Annotated in this window: 18 protein-coding genes; 8 read left to right on the forward strand and 10 right to left on the reverse strand. The window is 61.0% G+C overall.

From position 1 onward, the window contains the following. Window position 1: 1 nt before the first annotated feature. Window positions 2-820 (forward strand): arginase family protein, encoded by an 819-nt coding sequence (locus tag AC244_RS29685; protein ID WP_053252417.1) that lies wholly within the window; start codon window positions 2-4, stop codon window positions 818-820. Window positions 821-851: 31 nt separating this feature from the next. Here AC244_RS29685 and AC244_RS29690 read toward each other — a convergent pair whose 3' ends face one another. From AC244_RS29690 to AC244_RS29700, 3 genes are read right to left on the reverse strand one after another with little or no spacing between them, the layout of a single operon-like run. Continuing rightward, entirely contained in the window at window positions 852-1,718 is an 867-nt protein-coding gene (locus AC244_RS29690; RefSeq protein WP_053252418.1) for a PhzF family phenazine biosynthesis protein, read from the reverse strand. 32 nt (window positions 1,719-1,750) lie between these two features. Then, the gene (locus tag AC244_RS29695; protein ID WP_053252419.1) at window positions 1,751-2,455 is read right to left on the reverse strand and encodes an aspartate/glutamate racemase family protein; all 705 of its coding nucleotides are present in this window, start codon (window positions 2,453-2,455) and stop codon (window positions 1,751-1,753) included. Between the two features lie 22 nt (window positions 2,456-2,477). Further along, on the reverse strand, window positions 2,478-3,221 hold the full coding sequence (locus AC244_RS29700; RefSeq protein ID WP_053252420.1) for a glutamine amidotransferase: 744 nt from the start codon (window positions 3,219-3,221) through the stop codon (window positions 2,478-2,480). Window positions 3,222-3,356: 135 nt separating this feature from the next. Between AC244_RS29700 and AC244_RS29705 the strand changes: the two genes are divergently transcribed. Beyond that, a complete protein-coding gene (locus tag AC244_RS29705) occupies window positions 3,357-4,232 on the forward strand; it encodes a LysR family transcriptional regulator (RefSeq protein ID WP_053252421.1) in 876 nt (291 codons plus the stop codon). Window positions 4,233-4,470: 238 nt separating this feature from the next. Here the strand turns inward: AC244_RS29705 and AC244_RS29710 are convergent, their stop codons facing one another. The 4 genes from AC244_RS29710 to AC244_RS29725 all read right to left on the reverse strand — a co-directional run bounded on the left by AC244_RS29710 (window position 4,471) and on the right by AC244_RS29725 (window position 8,370). Further along, window positions 4,471-5,034: a TetR/AcrR family transcriptional regulator gene (locus tag AC244_RS29710; RefSeq protein WP_053252422.1), complete on the reverse strand. Its 564-nt coding sequence runs from the start codon at window positions 5,032-5,034 to the stop codon at window positions 4,471-4,473. A 157-nt stretch (window positions 5,035-5,191) separates the two neighbouring features. Beyond that, window positions 5,192-5,503 carry a carboxymuconolactone decarboxylase family protein gene (locus AC244_RS29715; RefSeq protein ID WP_202596138.1) on the reverse strand — a complete coding sequence of 104 codons (312 nt, stop codon included), beginning with the start codon at window positions 5,501-5,503 and terminating at the stop codon, window positions 5,192-5,194. Between the two features lie 57 nt (window positions 5,504-5,560). Continuing rightward, on the reverse strand, window positions 5,561-6,355 hold the full coding sequence (locus AC244_RS29720; protein ID WP_053252424.1) for an SDR family NAD(P)-dependent oxidoreductase: 795 nt from the start codon (window positions 6,353-6,355) through the stop codon (window positions 5,561-5,563). A gap of 224 nt (window positions 6,356-6,579) precedes the next feature. Next, on the reverse strand, window positions 6,580-8,370 hold the full coding sequence (locus AC244_RS29725; protein ID WP_053252425.1) for an adenylate/guanylate cyclase domain-containing protein: 1,791 nt from the start codon (window positions 8,368-8,370) through the stop codon (window positions 6,580-6,582). Window positions 8,371-8,525: 155 nt separating this feature from the next. On the opposite strand from AC244_RS29725, the gene AC244_RS29730 reads away from it, so the two are divergent. The 3 genes from AC244_RS29730 (at window position 8,526) to AC244_RS29740 (ending at window position 11,157) form a co-directional block, all read left to right on the forward strand. Next, window positions 8,526-9,185 (forward strand): peroxiredoxin, encoded by a 660-nt coding sequence (locus AC244_RS29730; protein ID WP_152976167.1) that lies wholly within the window; start codon window positions 8,526-8,528, stop codon window positions 9,183-9,185. Between the two features lie 160 nt (window positions 9,186-9,345). After that, window positions 9,346-10,380, forward strand: coding sequence for an MBL fold metallo-hydrolase (locus tag AC244_RS29735; RefSeq protein ID WP_053252427.1), 1,035 nt, complete (start codon window positions 9,346-9,348; stop codon window positions 10,378-10,380). A 444-nt stretch (window positions 10,381-10,824) separates the two neighbouring features. Beyond that, window positions 10,825-11,157: a hypothetical protein gene (locus AC244_RS29740; protein ID WP_053252428.1), complete on the forward strand. Its 333-nt coding sequence runs from the start codon at window positions 10,825-10,827 to the stop codon at window positions 11,155-11,157. 266 nt (window positions 11,158-11,423) lie between these two features. On the opposite strand, the gene AC244_RS29745 is transcribed toward AC244_RS29740, so the two are convergent. Then, window positions 11,424-12,485 carry an NAD(P)-dependent oxidoreductase gene (locus AC244_RS29745; protein WP_321166243.1) on the reverse strand — a complete coding sequence of 354 codons (1,062 nt, stop codon included), beginning with the start codon at window positions 12,483-12,485 and terminating at the stop codon, window positions 11,424-11,426. Between AC244_RS29745 and AC244_RS29750 the strand changes: the two genes are divergently transcribed. Beyond that, entirely contained in the window at window positions 12,472-12,828 is a 357-nt protein-coding gene (locus tag AC244_RS29750) for a winged helix-turn-helix transcriptional regulator (RefSeq protein WP_082367267.1), read from the forward strand. The genes AC244_RS29745 and AC244_RS29750 overlap by 14 nt on opposite strands. A gap of 488 nt (window positions 12,829-13,316) precedes the next feature. Further along, window positions 13,317-13,847 carry a dihydrofolate reductase family protein gene (locus AC244_RS29755; RefSeq protein WP_053252431.1) on the forward strand — a complete coding sequence of 177 codons (531 nt, stop codon included), beginning with the start codon at window positions 13,317-13,319 and terminating at the stop codon, window positions 13,845-13,847. A 197-nt stretch (window positions 13,848-14,044) separates the two neighbouring features. Here AC244_RS29755 and blaOXA read toward each other — a convergent pair whose 3' ends face one another. After that, window positions 14,045-14,851, reverse strand: coding sequence for a class D beta-lactamase (gene blaOXA / locus AC244_RS29760; protein ID WP_053252432.1), 807 nt, complete (start codon window positions 14,849-14,851; stop codon window positions 14,045-14,047). 560 nt (window positions 14,852-15,411) lie between these two features. Here blaOXA and AC244_RS29765 point away from each other — a divergent pair. Continuing rightward, complete coding sequence (locus AC244_RS29765; protein ID WP_053252433.1) at window positions 15,412-15,621, forward strand: cold-shock protein; 210 nt, start codon at window positions 15,412-15,414, stop codon at window positions 15,619-15,621. 169 nt (window positions 15,622-15,790) lie between these two features. Here the strand turns inward: AC244_RS29765 and AC244_RS29770 are convergent, their stop codons facing one another. Then, window positions 15,791-16,189 carry a hypothetical protein gene (locus tag AC244_RS29770; RefSeq protein WP_053252434.1) on the reverse strand — a complete coding sequence of 133 codons (399 nt, stop codon included), beginning with the start codon at window positions 16,187-16,189 and terminating at the stop codon, window positions 15,791-15,793. Window positions 16,190-16,238: the final 49 nt, after the last annotated feature.

Here is a 16,238-nt window from a genome sequence, read left to right on the forward strand (position 1 = left end):
AATGAGCATCGCATATACGGTTTTTCAGGGACGTGCAGGGGACCACAATGATCTCGCAATGCCGGGAGCGAGAGCCCTCGGCGAAGCGCTGGAGCGGACAACGGGTATCCAGCCCGTCGTGATCGGCAAGCCCGAACCGGCTCTGAACATCGGCTGGGGCACCGAACTGGATGCCGCGATGCCAGCACTTCGCCAGGTGCAGGCAAGGTTTGACGCGGTATTCGCCAGCGGCGCCGTTTCGATCGCCGCGACCAGCCGCTGCGCCGTTTCATTGGCGACGTTGCCTGCCGTTGCAAAACACCATCCTTCGGCCTGCATCGTCTGGTTCGATTCCCATGCCGACCTGAATACGCCCGAGGCCACGACGACCGGCTACCTCGGCGGCCTCGCCCTTGCCGGCCCCGCCGGACTTTGGGAGTCCGGTCTCGGGACAGGGCTCGGGCTGGACCAGATCGTTCTGGTCGGCCAGCGCGACCTCGATCCATTCGAAGAGGACCTGATCGAACGCCACGCGATCCCGCATATCAAGCCGCAGGACGACCTCGTGGCGGGCCTGCAGAAGGCGATCGCCGGCCGGCCGGTTTATGTGCATCTCGATTGCGACGTCCTGAACCCGGGCATCGTCCCCACCGACTATGTGCATGAAGGCGGACTGTCGCTGGACGACCTGCGCCGCTGCTGCGAGGTGATCGCCCGGCATCCCGTGATCGGTATCGAGATTGCGGAGTTCCAGAATTCCTGGACGCCGAACGGCGAGGCTGTGTCGCCTCAACCGCTGCTGGATGCGCTTGAGCCGATCCTGTCCAAGCGACAGGCTTGAGCGGCGGCAACAGGCCTGGCGGTAGGGCAGCTTAAAAGGTGAGTACGCCGTCGACGCAGGTGACGCACGATCCGCCGACGCTGACTTGCCCTTGCGCGCCAATCGAAATCGCAACCTTCCCGTCTCGGCCAACGCATCGCCCTTGAGACGCAACATACATGGAAGCGAAAGGGACGAGGCCCCGTTGAGTTCTGAAGACAGCCACGCTCCCGTTACCGCTTCCGCAGACAGGGTCTTCATCGACGCCGCATGATGGGGCGAAAGAGCGAACCTCGATGTCATCTCCCAAGCCAGACTGCTTCCCGAACACGGTGATGCCTGTGGCGCCCAGCTTTCGCTCGAACTTCGCCGAGCGCGCGAAATCTGGCGTCAGCGTCGATACGATCGATGCATCGGCGACAGCCGCAACGATCCAGACTGCACCGACGTCGATAACTGCTGGTGCATGCTCTTTCAGCACCGGGTGACCAAGGATCGCTTCCAATTCCACGATCTCTTCGAGGGTTAGGTCACGTGTCTGAGCGGGTGGCAGATCCAAGGTGATTTTTCGATCATGACCCTCCTCCTGGACCTTGATGGTCACGAGCCCCACACCGCATTCCTGCACAAGCAGGCCGTCGCGGGGGACCGCCCATCCAGCTTCGATGATTGCGTGAGCGCTGCCTAAAGTCGGATGACCGGCAAAAGGCAACTCGCTGCGAGGCGTGAAAATACGCAAGAGATAGTCGGCCTCAGCACTTTGAGCCGGAAGCACGAAGGTAGTCTCGGAGAGGTTCGTCCATCTCGCAATCGACTGCATTTCGTCATCGGCAAGACCTTCCGCGTCCAAAACGACGGCAACAGGATTGCCGAGCGTCGGCTTGGTGGTGAAGGCATCTACAACTTTGTATTTCCTCATTATCTCTTTCCCTAAGAGTTATTGAAAAACGATCACTGCGCTTCGCCGAGAGCAAATTTCACTGCGGCTTGCGTATGGATCGCCGTGGAATCGAAACCCGGTAGTGGCAGCTTGTCCGCTTCAAGGATGAGGCAAATTTCGGTACAGCCGAAGATGACGCTATCGGCTCCCTCAGCCTTTGCTTTCTCGATCAACGCAATCAATGCCTCGCGAGACGCCTCCACGATCTTCCCCGCACAAAGTTCATCGAAGATGATGTTGTGAGTAAGCGTCCTCCCATCGGCATCCGGAACCAGCACATCAATTCCATGTCGCTTCATTCGCGCCGGATAGAATCCGTTTTCCATAGTGTAGCGCGTGGCAAGTAGCAGTGGCCTTCTGCAGCCTGCAGCCTTCAACGTGGATGCCGTTTCGTCAACAATATGGATGAACGGTACCTTGACCGCAGCTTCGACGGGCTCGGCGACCAGGTGCATCGTCACGGCGCAGATCAAGATGCAGTCTACGCCTGCGCCCTCAAGCTTTCGCCCTACATCGGCGAGGTAACGGCCCGCTTCGTCCCACTGACCGGCCTTCTGCATGTCAACGATCTTCTGAAAATCCACCGAGTAGAGGAGCACTTCAGCAGAATGCAGATCACCAAGTTGCCTGCGAACCGCGTCGTTGATCTGGCGATAGTAAACGGCCGAGCCTTCGAAACTCATGCCTCCAATCAATCCGATCTTGCGCATTTCCAACTCCTTCAAAGGGACGAAAATTCTAAAGCGGCTCAGCCGCCATGTGGTCGATCGCGTCCCACTGAAGGAAATCCCGCAAGAGGTAAGCGGCGGCACTTGCCTCGCTGACATCGTCCAGCAACTTCTCGGGACTTAGCCCCTCCTGCCTCAAGCTATCCGTTCGCGCATTGATGATCGCCGCCATTATCTCTGCGGTGAATTCCGGGTGAAATTGCGTAGACATGGCTCTACGCCCGTACTGAACGATCTGATGCGGGTCGTGCTGAGAACGCCCGAGGGCTCTTGCGCCGGGGGGTAGCTCAATGATGGTCTGCAAGTGGGTCAGGTGGGCTTGGAACCTCTGCGGGTAGCTCCTGAGCATCGGGAGTGTGTTTGCCTCGGGCAGCAGCTCGATTGTCTGGCTGCCTATTTCACGTCCGTTCGGGTGATAGTCCACGATACCGCCAAGGGCATGCGCCATCAGCTGGTGGCCGTAGCATACGCCGAACAGCGGCATCTCAATTCGGATCGCCTCTTGTATCCACTCAGCGGTTTTTTCACTCCAAGGTTCGCGATCAGTGACCATCGACCATGAGCCTGTGACAATCGCCGAATAATTGCTATCCGGCCTTGGAAGCTGTTCACCTTCAAAAACACGCACAACCTGAAGCATGTCGGGGCCTAGGTTCAAAGCCCGAGAAAACCACAGGGGAAGATCTCCAAAGCCCCTGCGAACGTCTTCGGGCGGCGTGCCGACTTGAATGAGGATGATCGGTTTCTTTTTCACGCTTGGAACCTGTGATTTGGGCGGTGCGCCGTTTCCACTGAGTTACGGATCTGCCCTTGGACGGCCATCTATCCTGCGCTATAGCGAAATAGACCCATCATGGAAAATGAATATTGGAGATAGGTCGTTCTCAAGATGAGAAACATCGACATTGATAGCCTGCACATCTTCAAGACGGTTATTGACTGTGGCGGCATAACCCGGGCCGCTGCGCAGCTTGGTCGCGTTCAGTCAAACGTCACGACACGCATCAAGGCGCTGGAAGAACGGTTAGGTGTGAAGCTCTTTCTACGTCAGCGGGGCAGGCTGGTCCTCTCTGGCGAGGGGAAGGTATTGCTGTCTTACGCGGAACGGATGCTTCGGCTATCCGCTGAAGCAGAGGCCGCGCTACGCTTTGGCGGCCCACGTGGTGTTCTGCGTATCGGAACCCTTGAAAGCACTGCGGCTGCACGCCTGCCGCCACTCCTTTCCGGATTTCACGCACGTTATCCAGATGTTCAGATCGAGCTTGTCACCGGAGATTCAACCAGCCTGCTCAACCGGGTGACGAATTTCGAGGTAGAAGCAGCGTTCATCTCCGAGCCATTCAACTTCGACGGCCTCTCTACGCAAAAGGCTTTTGCGGAAGAACTGGCGCTGATTGCGCCAATAAACATGCAGGTGACTGCAGATCCGCAACACTTGCGCGACCGCACGATCGTTGCATTCCCCGCGGGTTGTTCGTACCGCCGCATACTGGAGGACTGGCTTTCAACGGAGAAGGTCGTTGCTGCACGGGTGATGGAATTGGCGTCTTATCATGCGATCGTTGCTTGCGTCGCCGCGGGATCAGGCGTGGCCATCATGCCCCGCTCCGTGCTCCGTGCGGTCCGGGCCGAAAATGAAGTGCGCGCTCTGGATCTACCCCCCAAAGTCGCGCGTGTTCATACCCATCTGATCTGGAGACCGGAACATCATTCAGTGGCACTGGACGCGTTGCGCGACGAGGTGCTTCGATCTGCCAACCCATGAGTCCTGCGGCTTCTGGCGCAATCCGGTCGCTGGCTGCCCCTCTCGGGACTTAGCCCCGCCTGCTTCAGCGTATCAGTTCGCGCGTTGATGATCGCCGCCATTATCTCCGGGGTGGACTCCGGGTGGAATTGCGTAGAGATGGCTCTCCGCCCGTACTGAACGATCTGATGCGGGTCGTGCGCAGAGTGCCCGAGGGCCCTCGCGCCAAGGGGCGCGCTAACTCGGGCTTGGCCGCTCGTCACGCCTCTTCAATTATGAGCCGAATAATGTTGAGGTCGATCGAGTCATCTTCTCTCGTCGCCCAATTGATAAAGCTGGCTCCTTCCAGCATGCTCAACAGCAGGAAGGCCTTCTGCCTGGTACCGCAGCCGCGCGGAATCTCTCCATTGGCCACGCCCTTGTCCAGAATTGCCGTCAACCATTTCAATTGCATATCGAAGAATCGATGCGTGAGCTTTTGCAATCCCGATGGAAGCGCGGCCATCTCGGCAGCCAGCGCCCCACAGAGGGGCAACAAACCACCCTCGCGGCTGGCACGGAATTCCATAGAAAAGGCTTCCAGGCGTCCTTTCACGTCTTGATAATCGTTCTCAATGCGTTCGAAGTTGGCGCGCACCCTTGCGATATACTCTTCGACAATGGCGATCCCCAACTCTTCCTTCGTGGGGAAGTGGTGGTGGATGCTGGCTTTCCTGATGCCAACCGTCTCGGCCAGGTCCGCGTAGCTGAATGCGGCGTATCCCTTGGTGCGCATCAGACTTTCTGCTGCCTGCACCAAGGCGTCCCGAGTTCCGATTGCCATACATTCTCCTAACCGTCAGCGCTCAACCAGAAGGACGTCATTCCGATCATCGATATAGACTGCCTACCAGTTGGTAGTCCGTCAAGCCCCTGGCCGGGTGCTCAGGTGACCCGCCCATAGCGATATCGCGGGGCACCCGGCCGAGCGCCTCCGGACCCTACAGCTCCTCGTATGCCTCGAAAGCGCGAGCCGAGTAGACGTATGCCGCCCCGGCGTTCAATGCGATTGCCGTGCCAAGAGCCGCTGCGATCTCCTGCTTGCTGGCGCCTGCTTTTTTTGCAGCGGCGGCATGGGCTGTGATGCAACCGTCGCAGCGGGTCGTGACGGCTACAGCCAGGGAGATCAGCTCGTGTGTTTTGGCGTCGAGAACATTGTTCTCCCGTGTCGCCGTCTCCAGCTTATGGAAGGCACTTGCAACAGGCGCGTTCGCCTTTGAGAACGCACCAACGCGCTTGATAAGCGCGGTCATTTTGTCGCTCCACTTTCTTTCCATTTCGATGCACCTTTTTGATCAATCTGTTGGGAATTACTTGCCGAGCTTGCGGGCAGCCATCACGCCGCCATCGACGTCCCAGACTGCACCCGTGACCCAGGACGCCTTGTCCGAGAGGAGGAAGATGATCGTCTCGGCGACATCGCGAGGAGTGCCATTGCGGCCAAGTGGGTGGAAGCTGTTGAAACCATCCAATGCGCCTTCCAACTGCTCATCGGGAATGAAGCGCTCAAAGATCCGGGTTTCCACGATGGCCGGGCTGACCGAATTGACGCGAATACCGTGCTCAGCCAATTCCGCTGCCGCATGCGTTGTCATGGCATCGAGCCCGATCTTCGCCATCGAATAGGCAGAGGCCGGAACGGTTTCGATGGCCTGCCGGGCTGCGACCGCCGTCACATTGACAAATGAGCCCGGCTTCCTGCGAGCGACCAGAGATGCGGCCACCTGCCTGGTAATAAAGAAGAGAGCGCGATTGAGGTTGAGGAAGTTGTCATAGTCCTCGGGCGAATGATCGAGGAACGCCTTGGGGTAATAGATCCCGGCAGCGTTCACCAGCAGATCGATGTCACCATGATCAAGCGCCAGTTTGGCGATGAGCGACTGCACGCTCGCAAAGTCGGACAGATCGGCGGTGAGGGCAACGGCCTTCTCTTCACCGGCGACGGCCGCCAGTTGCTGGCGTGCCACTTCTGCCTTTTCTGCACGATTGCCGACGACAACGACAGCACCCCCTTGTTCGGCAACCATCTGTGCCGCCTCGAGGCCGATGCCGCTTGTTCCGCCAACCACCAGAAGTTTGCGGCCTTCGAATTGTCTGATCTGCATAAAAGCTCCTATTTGCTAGAATCAACCTACTAGTAGGTAGGCTAGATATGCGCGCGGAGTGGCGTTGTCAAGCGTGGCTGGTCGCTGGCTGTCCCGAGGAGACGATGCTCAAGCATGTCGTGGCTCGAACGGCCAGCGACGCTGCTCTCGCAACCCGGCCGGCAAGCCTTGAGAAGAAATGGGGTCGCCTGCCGCGTCAGGCACAGGAGCCGTCTCCCGCCCCCTCACATCACCAACCCCGCCTTGCGCAGCCCCTCGACCCGGCGTTCAAAATCGTCCGGGTTGCGGAAGGGCAGGACGCGGCGGCGGCGGTCGATGGAGAAATGGGGGTTGAGTTCGAGCGCGCGGTTCCAGGCCTGGCGGCTTTGTTCCCGCCGGCCGAGGTGGCCGTGGCAGGAGGCGAGCAGGGCATAGGCGGTTTCCGACTGCGGGTTTCGCATCAGCCGGGCCTCGATCGCCAGGATCGCCGTTTCGTAATTGCCGAGCGAAAAGTGGGCGTCGGCGAGGAACTGCAGCAGCACTTCGGGATAAAGCGGGTCGAGCCGCATGGAGATTCCGAGTTCGTCGAGCGCTGCCTTCGGATCGCCGGAGAAGATCAGCGCATGGGCAAGCGCCATGTGAAGCTGCGCCGAGCTGGGTGCAAGCGCCAGCCCCAGTAGCGCCTCCTCTTTCGCGCGATCCAGCTCTCGCATCCACATGCAGGCGATGCTGAGCGAGCAGTGGCCGTCGGGCTGGTCGGGCGCCATTGCGACGGCCTGTTCGGCAAGCGCCCGGCCGGAGCGCAGGGAATGCTCGGGATCGGCGCTCCAGTCGTTGACGTAGTCGAGCACATGGGTGAAGGCGATCAGCGCATGGGCTGCGGCATAGTCGGGGTCGATGGCGATGGCGGCTTCGGCCAGGCTGCGCCCGGCGGCATTGGCGAGAAGGGTGTGCACGGATGCCTGCTCGCGGCCGCGCAGCAGCAGCTCGTAGGCCTTGACGTCGACGGGGCGGCCGCCGGCGAGCCGGCCCTGGTCGCCGCCCGTCAGCTGGACTTTCAGTGCCGCGACGATCTCCCGCGTCAGTTCGTCCTGAACGGCAAAAATATCGGTGAGATCGCGGTCGAAGCGATTGGCCCAGACGTGGCCGCCATCATTGGCATCGATCAATTGCGCGGTGACGCGCACGCGGTTGCCGGCCTTGCGCACGCTGCCTTCGAGCACGTAGCGCACGCCGAGCGCCTTGGCGACCTCGGGCACGGAGACGGCGGCGTTCTTGTAGACGAAGGACGAGTTGCGGGCGATGACATGCAGCTCCGGCAGCCGGGAGAGATCGGTGATGATGTCCTCGCTGATACCGTCGGAGAAATATTCCTGCTCGGCATCGCCGCTCATATTGTCGAAGGCGAGCACGGCGATGGAGGGCTTTTCGGGCAGGTGGTACGAGGACGGCGGCTGCGGCTGCGTCTTTGCCGGCGAGGGGGCCGGCGCCGGACTATTGGCCCCACGCGCAAGGCCGATCTCCAGCGCATAGATCCGGATCGGCTCGACGATGTTCTTCAGCTGCGTGGCGCCGAGGTCGGTGGCCGCCAGATCGAGCCGCGCCTTCACCTGGCGGTAGGCATCCTCGGAAAGACAGATGGAGCCGGGGCGGGCGATGCCTTCCAGCCGCGAGGCGATATTGACGCCATCGCCCATCAGGTCGCCGTCGCTTTCCTCGACGACATCGCCGAGGTGAATGCCGATGCGGAACTCGATGCGGCGATCCTCGGGCACGCCGGCATTGCGCTCCAGCATGGCGCTCTGCACCTCGATGGCGCAGCGCACGGCATCGACGACGCTGCGGAATTCGATCAGGCTGCCATCGCCGGTGCGCTTGACGATGCGGCCGTTGTAGACGGCGATGGTGGGATCGATCAGGTCGCTGCGAAGCGTGCGCAGCCGCGCCAGGATGCGTTCTTCGTCGAGGCCGGCCAGCCGGCTGTAGCCGACCACGTCAGCGACAAGGATGGCCGCAATTTTCCGCGTATCGCTCATGGACGCCCGCTCCGACTGAAACCAGATTACCACAGCGTCAAGGCGGCCGCCTCTCGTCTCTACCTCTTCTTTAGAAGTTGCCTATCGCATCAAAAGTGGCAAACTCCTGCCTTGTATGGCTGAGGCCAGAATATCTTCAAACGATGGGGTCTACCGTGACACTTTCAATCAACGACATCGCACCGGACTTCCAGGCGGAAACCACGGAAGGCAAGATCCAGTTCCATGACTGGATCGGCGATTCCTGGGCTGTCCTGTTCTCGCATCCGAAGGATTTCACGCCCGTCTGCACCACCGAGCTCGGCTACATGGCCAAGATCAAGCCGGAATTCGACCAGCGCGGGGTCAAGATCATCGGGCTCTCGGTCGATCCGCTCGACCGCCACGCCGGCTGGGTCAGCGACATCGCGGAAACACAGGGCGCCGAGCCGAACTTTCCGATGATCGCCGACATCGACTACAACGTATCGAAGCTTTACGGCATGCTGCCGGCGCCGGTATCGGGCGACCCGACGCAGCGGACTCCCGCCGACAACCAGACCGTGCGCAACGTCTTCGTCGTCGGGCCGGACAAGAAGGTCAAGCTGATCCTGGTCTATCCGATGACCACGGGCCGCAACTTCGACGAGGTGCTGCGGGTGATCGACTCGCTGCAGCTGACGGCCAAGCACAAGGTGGCCACACCCGTGAATTGGAAGCAGGGCGAGGACGTGATCATCGCCGGCTCGGTCAGCGACGAGGAAGCCAAGCAGAAATATCCGGAAGGCTGGCGTGCGCCAAAGCCCTATATCCGGATCGTTCCGCAGCCGAAGTAATTGCCGGGGGCGGCTTGCCGCGCCCGCGCCACTGCATGACGATCCTTGATCGGAGCCGATCCTGGGACAAGATCATGCAGCCGTTCTTTCAAGCGTCACGGCATCCTGCGGGCTGGATATGTCCCGCAGGATGCCGCAGGTTCGTGCAAGGGAGAAGCCGATGATTTTTCGTCAACTCTTCGACAGCACCTCCGGCACCTACACCTACCTCATTGCCAGCCGGCAGGGCGGTGAGGCGCTGATCATCGATCCGGTTCTGGAAAAGGTCGACCGCTACCTGCAGCTGGTGCGCGAGCTCGACCTGAAACTGGTCAAGGCGATCGATACCCATCTGCATGCCGACCACATCACCGGGCTCGGGGCGCTTCGCGACCGCACCCATTGCATCACCGTCATGGGCGAGCAGACGATGGCCGATGTGGTCTCCATGCGGGTGGCGGAGGGGGATCGGGTCTCGATCGAGGGCCTGAATCTCGACGTGCTCTATACGCCCGGACATACGGACGACAGCTATTCGTTCCTGACCGGCGGCCGGGTGTTTACCGGCGACACGCTGCTCATTCGCGGCACCGGGCGCACGGATTTCCAGAACGGCGACCCGCGCCAGCAATATGATTCCATCTTCAACAAGCTGTTGAAGCTGCCCGACGACACGCTGGTCTATCCGGCCCACGACTACAAGGGCGACACGGTCTCGACCATCGGCGAGGAAAAGCGGTTCAATCCGCGCCTCAGGGTGCAATCGGTCGACGAATATGTCGACCTGATGAACAATCTCAACCTGCCGAACCCGAAGATGATGGATGTGGCCGTGCCGGCCAACATCCATGTCGGGCTGCACCAGGAGGAGATCGCGCGCAAGGGCTGGGCGGTTTCGGCGGTGGAAGCGCTGGTGCTCCGAGGCCGCCCGGATGTGGCGATCGTCGACCTGCGCGAAAAGGCGGAGCGGGAAAAGCACGGGACCATTCCCGGCGCGCTGCATGCGCCCTATCCGGAACTGCAGGAAAACATCGGTGCCGGCGGCATGCTGCATGAACTGGCGCTTGCGACCGGCAAGCGCATCGTCTTTTATTGCGCCTTCGGCGAACGCTCGGCGATGGCGGTCGAGGCGGCGCAAGCCGCCGGATTGATCAGCGCCTGCCATATCGAGGGCGGCATCAATGCCTGGAAAAAGGCAAACGGGCCGCTGGTGTGATAGCCGGAAGGGGTGGGGCAAGAGGCGAGTTTATCGGCAGGACCGGAGCATCGACCGGAGGGGCGATCGCGACCGGCTGCTTTTCGTTTTCGCGTGTCACCCCTGACTGTCGGAGCGGTGTTATACCAACCTGCGCCGATATTGACCTATTGCGTGGGCCATCTGTCGGCCACCGACAGCGTCGCAATCCTCGACCGATGCTACTGCATAATTCCTTAAATCGGATCCGATTTAAGGATAAAATTATGCAGCAAGGTTAAAGCGTTACAGCGTCCTTTGCGCGTCAGATTTGACGCGCGGGGCTGTAAGGCATCGCTCTGCGGTATGCTCCTTGTCGGATGACCGCATACGGTCCCACGCAATAGGTCAATATCGGCGCAGGTTGGTATCAGCCTGACGTTGCTCCGGTTTTCGTTTCGAGCCAAACAGGAGGACAATGGCCCGATGCAGAAAGTTTTGACGATTATTTCCATGGCGCTCGTTGCTCCGGCACTTGCCGCCTGCTCCAAGACGGAGGCGCTCGAGCAGCCGGCACCGGTGCCGGCAACCGAGCAAGCCAGCGCCGGCGCCGATGCGGTTGGCACCGGCGACAAGACCGACGAGATGGCGTGCCTCACCGTGGTCGGCCGGCAGGCGAAAAGCACGGTGTCGGTGCTGAGCTCCCAACCGTCCGGGGCGAGTACGGTCGTGATGGTCGGCGTCGGGGCAAAGAACGTGCCGTGGCGTTGCGTGGTATCGAAGGGCATCGTCTCGGAGGCGGTTGCGGCGGCGGGTTAGGGCTGTCTGCAGCCGGTCGCTGCCGTCGTGGCTCCTCCGTTTTCCGAACGGACGTGCCTTACAAGAACGTCCTGACAAGGGGGACCGCGCCACGGGCGGCCCCATTTCCGTCAGCAACCTTTCCATCCCTCGTCCCCCGTGCGTCGGCGAGGGCGGAAAACATCAGCGCAGTCTCCGCCGGCGATACCCGCGTGGCGGAGACTGCGCTGCTGGAACCCCTTGCCAGTCCGGACGAGGGGGAGGCATTGCTCGCTCGCCTGAGCGCGCTACGGCTGCTCCGCCTTCCCCATAAACTGGGAGAGGGCCGCAAAGTCATCATGCAGATGGCCCGAAGCAATCGCCCGGCGGAAGATTGCGTCATAACCGTCGACGACGGTCCGATCGATCCGGCGCGCTTCCATCAGCTCCTTGAGATGCTGGAAGGCGCCGTAATGTGGCGAGATCGACGAAAGCGTTTCCGCGTCGCTCACAAACCGTCCGGCGCTGGTCCGCTTGATCAGGTCGGCGACCAGCCCTTCGACGACAGGGGCGGTCGCCGCCCATTGGCGCCCCAACTCACCAAGGTCGATCTCTTCCGCCCGGCAGACGGCGATCGCATGCAGCCCGCCGAAGAGCGCGCCCCACATCAGCGCGAGCACGGCGCTGTCGAGCGCGTTGGCGAGCCCCGGCTCGGTGCCGATGTGCTGGACATTGCCGCCGAGTGCACGAAACACATCTTCGTTGGCTGCGAAGGGTTCAAGTGCCCCCGAGAGCAGGATCGTGCCGGCATCGGTGCCGATGAAGTCCGGGGTCGCCAGAATGGCGCCATCGAGGTAGCGGGCGCCGTGGGCCGCAGTCCATTGGCTTGTTTCGCGTGCGCCCTCAGGCGTCCCGGAAGTCAGCTCGACGATCAGCTTGCCGCGCAAACCGGGCGTGACGTCGCTTGCGCGCAGCAAGGTTGAAGTGGCGGCATAGTCGCTGACATTGACGATGACGATCCCGGACGCGTCGATCGCTTGCCGGACGGTTGGGGCAACAGTGGCGCCGAGGGCGGCCAGCGGCTCGGCTTTCTCGCTCGTCCGGTTCCAGACGACGGTGCGATAGCCGGCCTGCAGCAGGGCGCGTGCCAGCGCCGATCCCATGCGTCCCGTTCCCAAAACACTGATTGAAGGCTTCATTGCAAATCTCCATATCCATTGGCGCGACGTTCGTTGCCGTCGCTGGCCAGAGGTATGGTGGCGCCTGGACCGCACAATACGCACCGGGTGGTAAGTGGTTACCCAGGGGTTAGTGTTTATCCCAGGGGTAAGTGTACCCCCGGTTAAGGAGGACATCGTGAACCCGACCATGGAAAATTGCGGCTTTGCCGCCGCACTCAAGGCGATCGAGGGCAAGTGGAAGGTTGATATCCTCTGCGAGCTCGGGCGAGCGGCGCGGCGGTTTGGCCGCCTGCGGCAGTCCATTCCGGCGATCAGCGAAAAGATGCTGGCACAGCAGCTGCGCGAACTGGAGGCGGATGGGCTGGTCGATCGAACGGTCTATCCCGAGCAGCCCGTAAAGGTCGTCTACTCCCTGACGGAGCGTGGTGCGGCGCTCAACGTCGCGGCCGCCGCCTTGTGCCGTTGGGGGGAAACGGCCGGCCGAGATGCCGACCGTTCTTCGGCCGCTGTCGAGGATACTGTGGTTGCTTGAGGCTTCCTGCGGTCGAAGGCGAGAGCCGGGTCTGTCACTCGCCGCTCCGATGATTTTCGCAGGCTGTTACCTTGGGAACACCTCTCGCCTCGGAGGTCGGCTAATATCCAACACATGCAAGGCAATGACCTTTGCCAAGAGCAATGCGAACCATCTGATCGCCTCCCAGTCAGGTGGTTCACGTGATCCCGACGAGCCTCCCCGTCGGTGATCCGCATCTGCCAAAGACCCGTCGCGTGCTGACCGCGGCGGGTCTTTTCTCGTTTGGACCATACGATCGCGCGCCAGACAGCATGTGCGAGGCATGCCGGAATGCAGGCGGTGGGTCGGTTCGCGTCGACGTGAACGTCTTCTTCCAACGAAAATCCGTGTATCCCGCCGCCGTCCGATCGGTCGCCGCTTGCTTGACACCAATCCCGATCCTGTCACGATCCAGCCGCCTGACCTCTGGCCCGGTTCTGAATACCCTGCGGTGGAGATTTTGCAGCATGGCGAAGCTCGTCTTTGGAATGAACCAGTCCCTGGACGGTTACGTCGACCACCAGGAGTTTGCGCCTGGTCCCGCGCTCTTTCGTCACTGGATAGAGCACGTGCGCGGCCTGACCGGCAGTGTGTACGGTCGCCGCATGTACGAGATCATGCGCTATTGGGACGAAGACCGTCCTGAGTGGAGTGCGGAGCACCACGAGTTCGCGGCGGCGTGGCGGCGCCAACCGAAGTGGGTCGTGTCGCGCTCGTTGAAGTCAGTCGGCCCCAACGCCACACTTGTCGAGGATGACATCGAGGCGGTGGTAGGGGGCCTGAGGGCTCGGCTCGTTGGGGAGATTGCAGTTTCCGGACCAGACCTGGCACGAAGCCTAACCGACCTTGGTCTTATTGATGAGTATCGACTCTACTTCCACCCCGTCGTGCTTGGTCGCGGCAAGCCATTCTTCGCCGGCCCGCGGCCACCACTCCGCCTTGTTTCCACCGATCACGTTGGCGAGGACGTGATTAGGTTGACGTACGTTCCTGCTTAATCGCGCGTCTCGCCAGACGGACTGCGCCGACAAGTCAGGTCCGCTTTGGGTCGAGTTTTCCCCCTTGGTCGCCGGTATGTCGATATCAATCCACTAGCGCGTCATGTTTGACGCGCGGCGCTGTAATGGCGGTGGCGTGACGATATCGCTCAGCATCAACCCGGATGGCTCGCCCGCCATGGCGCCATCAAGTAGCTTTATCTGCCGGCAAGCAGCGAGGGAAGCTCGCCGAGGAACGCATCGCGCGCACGCACGCCGGGGGTGCCCGGCTCCTTCCTGTCGTCCTGGATCAGGCGGGCAAAGACGAAGGTCCTGTCGCCCTTTTCCGCCCAGCCGACGAACCAGCCCCAGCCGCGCGTCTCGTCGAAGCTGCCATCGGCCCGGCGCGGGAAGGCGGCCCCGGTCTTGCCATGCACGGTCCAGCCGCCGGAAATCCGGCGCTCTTCCACCACCTTCAGCGTCATGTCGGTGGCATGAGCGCTGACGGGAAGCTGGCGGTTGACGAGCTTTTTCAGGAAGGCGACCTGTTCGCGCGGCGAGATCTTCAGCGACGAGGCGATCCAGGCGCGCTCGAGCCCGTTGTTCTTGCCGGGGTCGCCGGAAAAGTCGGCATTGCCGTAACCGAATTTGGTGGCGTAGTCGCGCAGCGTCGTCTCGCCGAGCGCCTTCGTCATCTGCTGGGAAAACCAGACGACGGAATATTTCATCCAGCGAACCGCATCGGTCGGCTGTTTCCAGTTGTCGCCGCCCCAATCGACATAGCCCTTGCGGAAGGCAAGTGTCGGCTCATGCTCGTCCTTGAGATAGCCGCTGTCGTAGCCGATCAGGCTAAGCGCCACCTTGAATGTCGATGCCGGGGTGACGCGGCTGTCGCAATCGCCCTCTTGCAGCACGGTGCCTTCGCCTGCCTGATCGGCGATCAGGGTACAGATCGTGCGGGCTTCGGCGGTCGATGCCATGGATGTCGCCAGCAGCATGCCAGCGGCGAAAAGGCGAGGGTTCATGGTTTTTTTCCTTTGCGCTGCAATTTCGACCCGGGAGATAGCAGCGGTTCCGTCGCGGCGACAAAGGGTGATTTTTGGGGCGAGACATGAGGAAAACTGGGGCTTGATCGCCGTGGGGCCAAACTCGTCTGCAGGCGCCCAGCGCGCGCTGGCGCGACGCGTCGGCAATCTCACTGGGGCGAGGAGGGCTCCGTAACGGATGCCGCAGTCGGGTTAAACGGCTGTTGTGGCGGGCGGAAGGCCCAGACCGCGACGATCGAGAACGTGACGAGCAATAGACAAAACAAAAGGCGAGCCGACATGGAATGCCCTCTCTGAGAGGCGTAAGCGGCGTATTGTGTCGTCCAAATGGTCTGCGGACACCGGACGTACTTCCATAGTTTACGCAGCATCTTGCAAAGAACACAATGTGCCTGTAATCACTCGCCATCGATCTTGCTTGCTGAGCTTTGTTTTCTCGCCGACCGGCGTTCAAGCTGACCTTTCCTATCAAAATCGATCTTACTGCCGTGTCCGGCCCACAGCCGGGCGGCGAACTTTTTGATTGAAAGGAAATTCTTATGAATACTGGAACCGTAAAGTTCTTCAACACCACCAAGGGTTTTGGCTTCATCGCTCCGGACGACGGCGCAACGGACGTTTTCGTGCACGCTTCCGCCGTTGAACGCGCCGGCATGAACTCGCTCGTCGAAGGCCAGAAGGTCCGTTTCGACATCGTTCGCGATGCACGTTCGGGCAAGAGCGCTGCCGACAACCTGTCTGCTGCGTAATCACCGATATTTCGTCTCTGGTCTTTGACCACGGATGTACTGGCACTGGCCATTGAGACGATATTGAGAAGGTCGGGATTCCCCGGCCTTTTTCTTTGCGCGTTGTTCAGCCCGCAGTCGTTGCGGGTTCCGCCGTCGCCTGCTCTTCAATTATTCGCCTGCTCTTCAATTACTCGAATGTCTCCTTGGAGCCGTCATCATAGACGACCGCGTGCACGCACGCGTGGGCGGTGATGTCTTCTGCATTGACCTTCAGGAGCCGCTCGATGGTGAAGGGGCCCCAGACCCGCGTGTCCGTGAAGCTGCCGCGGGCGGGAATGGCGATATCCCGATCGATGACCAGCGGACCTATCGTGGCGCCCAACCTGTCGGTAAAGCCCAGTTGGGCATCGAGCATGCGGATGCCTTTTGCGGCGCTGGAGCGAACGGTGAAGGACAGCTCGTTCATGTGACTGTCGATCGGCTTTATCGACCATGTCGAGATTGTCAGCAGGCCGTCGTTGCAGGCGGACAGGGCTGACGACGAGCCGGCTAGTGCCAGGGCAAGACCCAGAAGGACGCGACGCATGCACTTTTCTCCGGTTGCGGGAGGGCAAGAAGATCTTGTGGCTGCTCAC

The organism is Ensifer adhaerens (genome assembly GCF_001270265.1).
In the GTDB taxonomy this organism is placed as follows: Bacteria; Pseudomonadota; Alphaproteobacteria; order Rhizobiales; family Rhizobiaceae; genus Ensifer; species Ensifer adhaerens_B.

Bases quoted from the DNA above. Each gene is read 5' to 3' on its own strand.
- AC244_RS29690 (WP_053252418.1), bottom strand. From the start codon at position 1,718: ATGAGGAAATACAAAGTTGTAGATGCCTTCACCACCAAGCCGACGCTC.
- AC244_RS29755 (WP_053252431.1), top strand. From the start codon at position 13,317: ATGGCGAAGCTCGTCTTTGGAATGAACCAGTCCCTGGACGGTTACGTC.
- AC244_RS29685 (WP_053252417.1), top strand. From the start codon at position 2: ATGAGCATCGCATATACGGTTTTTCAGGGACGTGCAGGGGACCACAAT.
- AC244_RS29770 (WP_053252434.1), bottom strand. From the start codon at position 16,189: ATGCGTCGCGTCCTTCTGGGTCTTGCCCTGGCACTAGCCGGCTCGTCG.
- AC244_RS29740 (WP_053252428.1), top strand. From the start codon at position 10,825: ATGCAGAAAGTTTTGACGATTATTTCCATGGCGCTCGTTGCTCCGGCA.
- AC244_RS29710 (WP_053252422.1), bottom strand. From the start codon at position 5,034: ATGGCAATCGGAACTCGGGACGCCTTGGTGCAGGCAGCAGAAAGTCTG.
- AC244_RS29705 (WP_053252421.1), top strand. From the start codon at position 3,357: ATGAGAAACATCGACATTGATAGCCTGCACATCTTCAAGACGGTTATT.
- AC244_RS29745 (WP_321166243.1), bottom strand. From the start codon at position 12,485: ATGGTCGGGTTCACGATGTCCTCCTTAACCGGGGGTACACTTACCCCT.
- blaOXA (WP_053252432.1), bottom strand. From the start codon at position 14,851: ATGAACCCTCGCCTTTTCGCCGCTGGCATGCTGCTGGCGACATCCATG.
- AC244_RS29735 (WP_053252427.1), top strand. From the start codon at position 9,346: ATGATTTTTCGTCAACTCTTCGACAGCACCTCCGGCACCTACACCTAC.
- AC244_RS29720 (WP_053252424.1), bottom strand. From the start codon at position 6,355: ATGCAGATCAGACAATTCGAAGGCCGCAAACTTCTGGTGGTTGGCGGA.
- AC244_RS29765 (WP_053252433.1), top strand. From the start codon at position 15,412: ATGAATACTGGAACCGTAAAGTTCTTCAACACCACCAAGGGTTTTGGC.
- AC244_RS29715 (WP_202596138.1), bottom strand. From the start codon at position 5,503: ATGACCGCGCTTATCAAGCGCGTTGGTGCGTTCTCAAAGGCGAACGCG.
- AC244_RS29725 (WP_053252425.1), bottom strand. From the start codon at position 8,370: ATGAGCGATACGCGGAAAATTGCGGCCATCCTTGTCGCTGACGTGGTC.